This window comes from Candidatus Stygibacter australis, assembly GCA_030765845.1.
GTDB classification, from domain to species: domain Bacteria; phylum Cloacimonadota; class Cloacimonadia; order Cloacimonadales; family TCS61; genus Stygibacter; species Stygibacter australis.
This window is the reverse complement of the sequence record JAVCDJ010000017.1, coordinates 1-11,220: the sequence shown is the minus strand read 5'-3', so window position 1 is coordinate 11,220 and position 11,220 is coordinate 1. Positions and strand designations below refer to the sequence as shown.

Genomic DNA, 11,220 nt, shown 5'->3' with positions numbered 1-11,220 from the left:
ATTTCTGCTTCATCGCGATATACTTTGAATCCAAGCAGGAGTCTGTCTCTCAGACTTGAATTATGCAGGTTTGCCTGACTGAAAAGATCATTATGAAGTTTAGCAACTTCAATTTCCTGAGGCATGCTATGACGCTGCATAACGCGTCCACCCGCAGTAGCCTGCAGATTCCAGTTATAATCAAGACCATAGCCACTCAGTGGATCCCAGGCAACTCCATCCATAGTGATCATATCGCCAAATCCGGCAACAGCTGGACCAGCATCGCAACCAGCAGGATATGTGCTGGCAGGTTGCCCAACTAATGCATATCCGAACCAGAGTTCATCTGCAGCATCTATCACATAAGGAGTATCAAGAACTATTTCGTTCCATTCAGCAATTACAAGATCACTCAGGTCTTGTGAATATACTTCATTAACAGCATCAGCACCAGTCCATATTTTAAGTGTGATAACTGAGCCAGCTTCATTTGGGAAAAGACTGATCATATTAATGGGCATATTATGATAATTAACCAGTTCAGTTGGAGTCCAGCGACTGGCAACAGCGAAATCTCCACCATTGGTCAACCCAATAGCATCATCATTAATTCCATTATCCCAAGCCAGTATTACGGCTTCTCCACCGCCAGCTTCATATTCCCAGGTAAGATGAACATCGTCATCAGTAACTGCAGCTTCCAGGTTTGTGGGTGCAACAACTGGAGCACCAGCTCCTGCTATTTCTATCACGAAGGTGCCATCATAAAGAGCATGTCCACCATCACCATAACTGTCTTCAAAATAAATAATCCATTCACCACAGCTTGGCTGAGTGACAAAATCACCTATTTCAAAATCAACAGCATTAGTTCCACTTGAAAAACCATCTGCGATCATTATAGTGGTTCCTGTGGGTGAAGTCATCCAGAATGAACCTTCAGTAGCATAATTATCACTGAAAAGGTCACCAGTAATATGCATACTGATAATAGCAGCATCTTCTTCGACTGTAACTGATGTCCAACCTAAATCTGTATATGTATTTTCATATTGGTTAACATTATTTGGCCAATCCAGCTGTTCAGGAGTATCTTCTAAAGTAAATTCCAGAGTCTCTGTATTGGGATTAGGATCAAGAACTGTTACGTAAAATTCATCAGTAGCAGTCATCACACCATCATCTCCCATCAAAGTGATCATAGTTTGTCCCATAGTTGTCATAGCAGTAATTGTCAAAGTAGTTCCTGTGATCTCAGCACCTGCAACTGATGGATTTGTGTTATCATCCACTGTTACAGTTACATCGCCATTAGGACTTGAGAAAACTTCAGAAATATCAATTGAGAGAACTTCATTAAAGAATATTACCTGATCTTCAACAGGTCCTGTTAAACCAAGATTATTAAATGAATCAACTGCATCAGGTACCATGCCCATTGCGCCAGTAACTGCATTATCCCCATAATATAATACATTATATGCTCCTACAACTGCAAAAAATGGAATGTAACCATTTCCAAAATCCCAGTAGTAAGGATCAATATCTACTGAGTAGGGTAATCCATTACTCCAGTTAGTTTCACATATCACATAAACTTCATCTTCATTCTGGTTCGTCCACCAGGTAGCTAATTGCGGCGCCGCCGCTTCACAACCACCTCAACCATAACCTCCCCAGAAAATTACCACGGCTTTTCCGGCTTCGGTAAGCTCATGGATCGAGTGATCTTCACCACTATTATCTGTCCAGCTGTAGTCGTCTTCTATAACGCCACCAACTTCCCAGACTGCAAAGGCTGATACACTAAGTATCAAAATAATAAACAAAACTAAAAGTTTCTTCATCTTTTTTCTCCTAAGTCATTTTTGCTTTCTAATTTACATTTAATTTACGATATTTTCACACTATCTCTTTTCTCAATATTTCTTATACTCTCATTTTATATCAAAGTATTCTTGTCAAATGAAATATTGTCGGAATTAAATAGTTAACAGAAGGAAACTAATTATTGTTTGTAAATTATTGCCAGTCCATTAACTCCACTCAATTCTGCTCGAAAAGGAACTTTAGTCCTAATGTGTACTATGTATTTGTATCGATTAATAATAGTTTGAGATAGAATCCAATCCCAGTCAAGATGTCCATCTTTATCCAGATAAACATATCCAGTGTTTTGAGCAATCAGATTATGGAAAAAATGAGTACCTTGTGAAAAAGCTATTCTGAAATTCTCTAAAGTAGTTTCCACAATAATTTTGGCACCATTTATTTGATTCCATTTTACAGGAATTCCCAGGAAACGGTCACTGCTTCCCCAACGACCTGGTCCTATCAGGATGTAGCTTTTATTTTCGGTTCGTAATTCAGTATTTACTTGCTCAATCTCATTAACTATATCCAAGGTTTTAGTAATATCAAACATCTCAGGATCAACTACTACTATGTCCTGCATCTCATATCTACCATTGCCCATCGCTTTATCACTAAACAACCAGGCTTGTTCAAGCTGAAGATCATCCTTTTTTAAGGTAATTACGTCTTGATTTACATTCATTGGTCTAATCTGCAGAATGTAAAGCACTGCTTTTTTATTTAGACATAAAGGTTCCAGATCGAGTGCAAATTCAATTTCCACTGGAACACCCAGGGCTGCAGTACCAATTTCCAGAATTTTCTTAAGTGAATCAGCAAAGGGGAAATCATTATATTTCAGTATATTGGCAAAAGATATAATTCGTGATCCTTTCTCGTATTTACCATCTACAAGTTTCTGATTATAAGCATCCCAGTATGCTGTAACATATTTCAGGCAGTCATAGTCCCCGGCATCAACTATCATAACTTGTTTATATGTGCTCATCTCACCTTCAGTAAGGTCAAAATTGTCATTAGTAAGCTCAACAGCATAAAAATCATGTTGAGCCTCACTGATCTGATCATCTGATTTTAAGATGTTCATACGAGGCCAGGAAGGTGAAAATTTATAAGTTTTAAGCCCATCTACCACTGCTTTACCCATACCAACTACAATACTGGCAATACCATCTTCATGTTGCATCTGAAATACAGGGTAATAATTATATGATTGAGCAACTCCTGAAACATGTGGATAAAAGAAATCACCCTGTTTTGAACCAGCGATCTGTTGAATAACAACAGCCATTTTTTCTTCTTCCACTTTAAAATTAAATCCTTCGATATAATTAATGGCATCTTGTTTAAATACTGAGGCAAATATCAGTTTTATTGCAGTACAAAGTTGATACAACCTTACTTCAATATCCGGATGATTATTTGGCAGCATATATGTCTCATATACTCCAGCAAAAGGTTGACTTTGAGAATCCTCCAGCAGACCTGATGATCTAACTGCCAGGGGATAATTTATATGAGCTAATAGTTCTCGAAGATTATGTTTTAATTCCTCAGAAAGAGAATTCTCCAGAAAGAAGCTTTTAATATTCTGATCATTAGCAATTTCCAGAAATTCTTCCAGATTGTGTTTTGCGCAGAATTCATCAAACTCATTTGTTCCGATGATAAAAGTCCGGGGAATGCGAACAAAAAGTTCTTTATACTGTTTTTCCCAGTCCATAGAGACCAATAAAGCATTCAGGAAAGCTAATCCTCTTCCCTTGCCACCCATTGAGCCTTCTGAAAGACGTATTACAACATCATCCATATCAAGATATTGGGGATCAAAGCGTACCATTTTCCCGCGTAAACGTAATTCTTTCACTTCATGAAAAGCATTGATCAAAAATTCACGAATTGCTTCTGTTGAATCAAAATCTTCCACAGATACATGACGGATACGTTTGGCAACCAGAAATTCACCATGTGCTGCCAACCAGCCGGAAAAATGATTGTGCCGACTGTGATAAAGGAGTGATTCAACAGGAATATTTCGCAGCAACTCTTCAAAACGTGCCGTATCATCTGCCTTGCCAAAATAGTTTCCTGCTTTATCTCTAAATATAAAATCTCCAAATCCCAGGCTCCCTTTGATAAAGTGACGAATCTTTTCAAGATAACTTTTTGAGCTTTTATTCAGAAAACTAATGCCCAATTTCGCCGCCTGGTCGCGATTTACAGTTTCAGATGAATTCAATAATGCTGGAAGTGTGCTATTGTGAGATTTGATGTACTCGATAAGATTAAAACCAGCTTCCAGATTTAATTCATTATTTTGAGGAAATTTCACATCAGATATCACTCCAATAACGAATTCCTCATACTTATCAAAATATTCCACAGCACTCTCATAATCATGACATAATAGCACTTTTGGACGAGCTCTCATTTGCAGTCTTTTATTTACATCATCAAGCTCGGTATTGATAAGTCGCTGAGTCTGCTTCATTACTTCCTGATAGAGAACTGGTAAGAACTTAGAATAGTATTCGATCGAATCTTCCACAAGTATGATCACTCTAACCAAACCATTCTGAGTGTCATTAGCAACATTCCATTTATCCTCAATCTCTTTTACCATTGCCAGCAGTAAGGTCGAATCTCCATTCCAGGAAAACACATCATCAATATGCTCCATCTCGGTAGAGTTTTTATCAATCAGCATCAGGTCATTTTTAACATTCAGAAGCAGTAACACCGGCATATTTGGTTTTAATGCCTTGATCCGTTCAGCAAAATCCCAGGGACTTAAAGTACCAATTCGCATCATCGTAATAACAAGGTCAAAATTATAACTGTCAAGAATACTAAGTGCATCTTCACCTGTAGGAACAGAAATTATTCGGGGTGCTGTACTTAGATTCAATTGTCGATATTCACCAAAAACCTGTTCACTTAGTCTGCCATCCTGCTCAAAAATAAAAGCATCATAAAATGAGGATACTAATAATATAGTCCTGATCCTCTGCTTCATTAGTCTATGAAAATTATCCTCACCAAACTTAAACCGTTTATAATATCTGCCTATATCATTCATCAATCCCCCTAATACCAGATTTGCTGCTGATTGCGATAAATAAATATCCTCTCTTCTTTATCAGAGTCCTTTTCCCGCAGCCAGTACAATCCATTCTCTGGTATTTGCTCGAAATGCAGCTCATTCTTATTAAAAGTATCTTTTGCTGCATTCTTCCAACCCTTATGCCAGTAATAAAGCTCATATTCTTTACCGGGCTTCAAGTTAGTAATATCGTTTTCACCTGTTAAATTACTTATCTTCATGCGGGTAGTAGATCGCACTTCCATATTCTGAAAGCTTTCTGCCACTCGCAATTCTTCCCTTTCACCCTCATTATTTAGCAGAAATGTTTCTCCTGCAGGTAGCAGCTTATCATCAATAAAATATGCTGGCAAATAGACCAGGTCCATTCCCATGTTTTTAAATTCTGCTTCCCCGTCTTCAAGTTTACTCCAGGCAATTGCTTCCCAGTTTCCATTATTAAAAACTGCCAGATACAAAAAGCGCTGTGGGGGAGTTGCAATGCTGTCTACAGATACTGTAATATCAGTTGTGCTTACGTAATCATCTGTTACGTCTAGATAGCTCTTTCCCCGCAACCAGGCTGGAGCTTTTTCATCTTCTCTAAGTTGATTACCCAGGCTGGAAGGTTGTTCCGCAAACATTTTTCTATAAACCTTGGCAATCCGCTGCCGTAAGTTATAATTACCGGGATTACTCTCACAGCCCATAAAAGGAATTGCTTTACCATCCGGTGTGAGCACTGCATTCCAGGCATGATTATTGCCACTATCTGCCCAGTGAGGTGTATAATCACTGGTTACTGCTATCCCGTTAGCTCTCAGGGCATAGATAGCCAGATTGGTCATATCTTCACAGCGACCCTGACCACTCGCCAGCATCTGTGAAAAACTTAGATCCGTTGGATGCAGATAATATTTGGAATTAAATCTAAATACAGATTTCAAACTATCATTGATAATTGCTGCTGCTTGCACTGGATCACTTATGCCAGCTAAATAAGAGAATTTCTCTTTAAAATAAGGACGAAAGGAATCAAGAGGTTCGCTGCTGCCACGATACGGAAGAATATAATTCAAAAACGTATCTATATCATAACCATTACTCCATGGTAAAGACTGCCAGGCTCTGTAAGCTTCATCAATATTTTCTATTAATAAGGTTGAAGTGATAGTTTCCTGATCAGGCCAGGCTTTTTTAACGTGCCAGCTTATCTCACCATTTTCCTTTTCGATTTCATTTAAGGCATCTCGAGCCTCTTCAAGGCCAGCATACTTGCTGGCATCATATTCCAATTGCAATCCCTGTTCATTCTGGATTGCTACATCTACAAACAAATGCTGTGCCATATTCTCCAAAAGAAAATAAAGCGCTTGCAATTTTACTTCGTTTCCTTCTTTCTGATAATACCTAATGACCTTGAAAATTTGTTTGAAGTTATCACTGGTATGATTAATATTCTTTCGAACTCTTTGAGGACACCGCCAGAAAGGTAAATATTCTATTACTGTATAGATGATCCCTGTCAAGATAAGAAGAACCATGAAAATTACAAAAAATGACCTGCTATCCATTAAATTTCCTTACTTTTTATTGCAGAGATAAAAAAATCCTCCTGAGATTTGGATTGCAGTTTCCAGAATTCCTCGCCACCTATATAACTCTTTCCTTTTTCGACACAATACCTGCTCAAAGGTGTTCCGCCATCTCTATAAGGAAGATCGATTGCTGTATCGAAATCAACTCCTACGGCAAAATCAAGTAGATCTTCATTATCCATACCCAAAGGAGTAGTATTGATCAATACATTATAGAATCTACCTTTCAAGTTCTCTGGTATTATATATTCTACCTCATATTCTTTTGCCAGCACTAAAGCTGCGGGAAAATTACGTGAGCATATTTGGACTTTTGCTTTGCCATGGATCGCTTGAAGTGCGTTTTTGGCACTTGAACCGCTACCTAAGATCAATATTTTGCTATCTGATTTCATGATATTTCCTTCCTTAAGTATTTGTTTCATTGCTTTGAGATCAGTATTCGCTGTTTCTTTTTTCCCATCCCATAGATTAACAACTTCTCCTTCTTTACCTGCTAAAGCAGCAAGCTCCTCTTTATAGGGCATCGTAATGGAAAAGCCGTAGCAAGATTCCTTTCTACTGCCGCTATTTAACCAGGTTGTGAAATCCATCAGATCATTTACTACCAATGGAAAATATGTGGCATTTAATTGCTTTTTACTGAATAGAGTATTGAAATAGGCCAGGCCACGTGAGTTCACAACCTGTTTCCCTCCAATTATGCCCCCAATTAGATTAATTCCTGAAATGGTATGCAATCGTAGAGTCTCTGCTAGTTCTATTTCAAGTTGTCCTACTGCTGTTGGTTTCCCCTTCAGACTCACATAAGTGCCTTCTGCTCCTAAATGCCGATAAAAACATCTCTTTGATGATCCGTCATCTCCCATAAATGCAACCAGTACTTTACTTCCAGTTGTTCGGATCAATGTTTCGAGTCCCTGAAGCTTTATCCAGCTGTCACTTGCCAGTCCCAGCTTGGTATAATGGCAGTTACTCCGCTCAATATCAAGACAACGTCTTGCCAGGTCTGCTACATTCCAGTCATAATTATGCATATGGATAGAGAGTATTAAATTCCTTGTATCAAGTTTCAGCAGTTCCGGAGCACTCAATTTATAAAGCATAGAATGCTCTAAATCGACCAGACAATTGTAAGTATTTATCCAGTCGCAATAGAATTTGATCTTATCCGCCAGAGAAACTTTTTTCTTTTGTAGAACATCTTTGCTGCACTCACTGCGGTCACGCAGGGTTAATATTACCCGCTCATCGACTGTATCATGATCAAGAAATTCCCAATTACTGCAGAGATCCAGCCGATATTCCAGAAAATATTCAGGATATTTCGATCTTATTTCCAGTATTTCTTCTTTACTTTCAGGTATCAGACTTAGTACTATCATTTTTCATACCTTCCTGACTTTTTCGACTGTCAGCTAATATCAACTGCCAAATGCTTTCCACAAATTGAGGATTTATCTTCCAAAGTTCTGCCTTGGATTTCAAATCATTGATCAGTTCTATTTCACGATGAGTATCATGTATATTAAGATTCTTCATTAATTTATATTCACCAATTAATTTAATAATTTCATTCCTGCGTTTTAGGGCAAGTAAAATATCTTCATCTATTCTATCAAGCACTTCTCGATAATTATCCAGACTCCTCTCTTTACCTTCTACAAGATTCTGATAACTAACACAATCTGCCAGCACCAGACGCACCATTGCCTCAGCAACAGGAATAATTCTGAATATCAGGCAAGTATCATGCCTGCCTTTGATTTCTATTATTTGCTCTGTATTATCAACATCTACTGTCTTCTGCTTTTTTGATATTGATGAAGTGGGTTTCACAACCAAATGCATGATCACTGGTTCACCAGTGGATATACCTCCGATGATACCTCCACAATGATTGGTCAAAAAGCCTGATGCATCCATTTGATCATTTGACAGGCTCCCATGCCAGCCGGCAAGTTTAAAACCAGCACCAAACTCTATTCCCTTCACTCCTCCGATTGAAAGCAACGCCTCCGCAAGCTTTGCATCAAGTTTGCCAAAAACAGGATCTCCCAGACCTGCTTTGATATCACTTATCCTGATCTCCAATATCCCGCCCAGTGAATCTCCAGCTTCTTTGGCATCTGATAATTCCTGCAATACTGCATCATAAGTATTGGGGTCATGCCAGAATAATTGATTAGTAAACCCTTCCGTAAATGCTCCAGAGCGGATTTTGCCTATCTGTACTGGATAAGCTTCCACAATTATTGGTTTGATCAGCTCTTTAACTACTGCTCCTGCTGCCACACGTGCTATCGTCTCACGCCCGGATGCCCTGCCTCCACCGCGCCAGTCCAAAATCTTAAATTTTTGATACCAACTCCAGTCTGCATGTCCAGGGCGAAAAATGTCTTTTAGTAAAGCATAATCTTCACTGCGCTGATCTTCATTATATACTACAAGACAGATTGGCATACCGGTAGTTATACCATCAATTACACCGGAAAGTATCTTGATCCGGTCACTCTCCTGCCTGCTGCTGGTAAATTCAGTTCTGCCAGGACGTCTTCGTTCCATTTCCTGCTCTATTTCTTTTAGAGGGAATCTTATCCCGGGTTTGATGTCTTCCAGCAAAACACCTACTGCTGCGCCGTGACTTTCACCAAACCCTCTGATTCCCAGCCAGCTTCCAAATTTATTTCCATTCATATCAACATCCTAAGGAGGATAAGAATATAACTATTCTTTTCGTCAATTCATTTTTATTTTGAGCTGGCATCCCCTCGTTTTTCATCTGAATTTTATCCTCAACTCTTCAGAATAATTTATAAACAATCAGTCCCTTAAAAATGATTGTCTCTCTACTCCCATTAAGATGTCTGATAGTGTATAGGCAGGAATAACCTTCCTTTTTTTAAAGTAAATTTCAGGTCTCTGCCGCACAGGCAAAAATGCTCCGGAAAATTATCTGGATTGTCTCAAAAGCCCCACTATATGCCTTAAAGAAGCATACTGGTAACAAAGGGGCAACACCCGAGTAAGGCAAGGAGGCACGGCATGACATCTAAGTGTTATGCCGTTCATCCTTGCCTTACTTACTTCTTGCCCTTTTGTTGCCCCTATATTGCCAGAAGGTTAAAAGTAAGTTAGCATAATGGGTTCTTTTAGTATGGAAAAACATAATCTCTGCTTGATAATTAGCATACACAATAATTCCCTTGTTGGTCATTTAGATTACTCTTCAATGGTAAATTTCATCCTATATGAAGCAACTAAATTGATTAATATATAATGTAAACCTTTTTTGTGTTTGATTCTTTCTTCTCAGTAGCCTTTAGTTTTATTAACGGTTACACTTATATCTAATTCAATTACAATTTGCTTTGAAGTGCAATTATTTGATTTAAAATTAGTCAAAATATATACAAATTTCCTTGAATAAATTTCTACCTGCTTTTTCTTTAACTAAACTCCTGGCAAAGATTTTTATTGTGTTTATTTTAATCGATGACATATTATCTGGAGCTAAGCTATTATGTAAGTAATTTAATATTTGTTATATATTCAATTTACTCTAATATTGTTTAGAATATTTTAATTCCGGGGGGGGGGAGGGAATGCGTATACAAAGCATAAAAAGTTTGACAGGAATTACAGAAAAAGTTCATTTTTGATTATCTTTGTTTCGAGGGAAATTAATTTAGAATATGAAAGAGTTATTTATTTATAAATTATAGCATTAAAATAAGTAAAATAGGATTTCGGTTGAAATTTATGATAGTTGAGAAAATCAGGATTTCTTCACCAGCATTGATTAGCAATGTTTTTAATAGTGCATAAAAGCCAAAGAATACTGATACACCAAGCGAACAAAGACCAGGTAGAAATTTATAATATTGAGAATGGATTTGAGCTTTATGAAAAATCTGTAAAATTGAATATAGCTTTGGAAGAAGAAGCAAACAGGAGGTTAAGCAGATGTCTTTCAAAACAGGTTTACTTGTAATAATAGTAGCTGTTATTTGTTTGTTAAGTGGTTGTGCAGATACAACCCGTAGGTATCCGTTTTTTGAAAAAGAATTCTCCACCAGAAACATCATGCAAGGGAAGCTAATTACACCAGGCTGTAAAATTGAATCAATATCAGGGGATTTTGTTATTAACTCTGGTGAAGTTTTTACATCACCATTTCAATGTGCTTGTGTAGTAGTGAATAGATCAACAGGAATTCCTATTTTTCTTCCTACCCGAGTAGGGAAAAAAGACATAATTGAAAGATTTGATGTCGCACTATCAAACGGTGCCCGGAAAGTCCTTGTTAAAGTACCCGGTTTAAGTGAGAAACTATATGGTGTATTATGGTTAGGTACAGTTCTAAATACAGCAACAGGTCCACAAACCCGGTCATATCAGATTGAAATTCCAGAATCTTATATAAATGCTGCAATTGGCGGAAAAGTAAGTGTAATCTATGAAATAGCTGATGCACATAAGGTACATGAAGTGAAATCTGAGAATGATTACTGGATTAGTGAACGTGAACATTTCACCTGGGTTTTATGGATTTCTGATGTGCCTTTTTGAGATTAGGTAAATACAGGTATATTTTAAACAAAAAAGGAGAATTATAGAATGAAAAGATTAATTAGAAACAAACAAGAGGTAAAGCAGATGTTTTTCAAAACAAGCACTTTC

7 protein-coding genes are annotated in these 11,220 nt (G+C 37.6%); 1 reads left to right on the top strand and 6 read right to left on the bottom strand.

Going from position 1 to position 11,220, the window contains the following annotated elements:
• From RAO94_00945 to aroC, 6 genes are all read right to left on the bottom strand, one after another.
• Positions 1–1,574 (bottom strand): hypothetical protein (locus RAO94_00945; GenBank protein MDP8320895.1); only part of this gene is annotated, 1,574 nt, incomplete at its 3' end.
• A 69-nt stretch (positions 1,575–1,643) separates the two neighbouring features.
• Positions 1,644–1,829 carry a hypothetical protein gene (locus RAO94_00940; protein MDP8320894.1) on the bottom strand — a complete coding sequence of 62 codons (186 nt, stop codon included), beginning with the start codon at positions 1,827–1,829 and terminating at the stop codon, positions 1,644–1,646.
• 161 nt (positions 1,830–1,990) lie between these two features.
• A complete protein-coding gene (locus RAO94_00935; GenBank protein ID MDP8320893.1) occupies positions 1,991–4,936 on the bottom strand; it encodes a PEP/pyruvate-binding domain-containing protein in 2,946 nt (981 codons plus the stop codon).
• Positions 4,937–4,944: 8 nt separating this feature from the next.
• Positions 4,945–6,288 carry a transglutaminase-like domain-containing protein gene (locus RAO94_00930; GenBank protein ID MDP8320892.1) on the bottom strand — a complete coding sequence of 448 codons (1,344 nt, stop codon included), beginning with the start codon at positions 6,286–6,288 and terminating at the stop codon, positions 4,945–4,947.
• A 224-nt stretch (positions 6,289–6,512) separates the two neighbouring features.
• Positions 6,513–7,922, bottom strand: coding sequence for a type I 3-dehydroquinate dehydratase (locus RAO94_00925; GenBank protein MDP8320891.1), 1,410 nt, complete (start codon positions 7,920–7,922; stop codon positions 6,513–6,515).
• Positions 7,897–9,234 (bottom strand): chorismate synthase, encoded by a 1,338-nt coding sequence (gene aroC / locus RAO94_00920; GenBank protein ID MDP8320890.1) that lies wholly within the window; start codon positions 9,232–9,234, stop codon positions 7,897–7,899. Before aroC ends, RAO94_00925 begins: the two co-directional genes overlap by 26 nt.
• 1,269 nt (positions 9,235–10,503) lie before the next feature.
• Here aroC and RAO94_00915 point away from each other — a divergent pair.
• Complete coding sequence (locus RAO94_00915; GenBank protein MDP8320889.1) at positions 10,504–11,109, top strand: hypothetical protein; 606 nt, start codon at positions 10,504–10,506, stop codon at positions 11,107–11,109.
• Positions 11,110–11,220: the final 111 nt, after the last annotated feature.

Excerpts from the sequence above, each read along its gene's own strand:
- RAO94_00930 (MDP8320892.1), bottom strand. The coding sequence starts at position 6,288 with ATGGCACAGCATTTGTTTGTAGATGTAGCAATCCAGAATGAACAGGGA.
- RAO94_00935 (MDP8320893.1), bottom strand. The coding sequence starts at position 4,936 with ATGAATGATATAGGCAGATATTATAAACGGTTTAAGTTTGGTGAGGAT.
- aroC (MDP8320890.1), bottom strand. The coding sequence starts at position 9,234 with ATGAATGGAAATAAATTTGGAAGCTGGCTGGGAATCAGAGGGTTTGGT.
- RAO94_00940 (MDP8320894.1), bottom strand. The coding sequence starts at position 1,829 with ATGAAGAAACTTTTAGTTTTGTTTATTATTTTGATACTTAGTGTATCA.
- RAO94_00925 (MDP8320891.1), bottom strand. The coding sequence starts at position 7,922 with ATGATAGTACTAAGTCTGATACCTGAAAGTAAAGAAGAAATACTGGAA.
- RAO94_00915 (MDP8320889.1), top strand. The coding sequence starts at position 10,504 with ATGTCTTTCAAAACAGGTTTACTTGTAATAATAGTAGCTGTTATTTGT.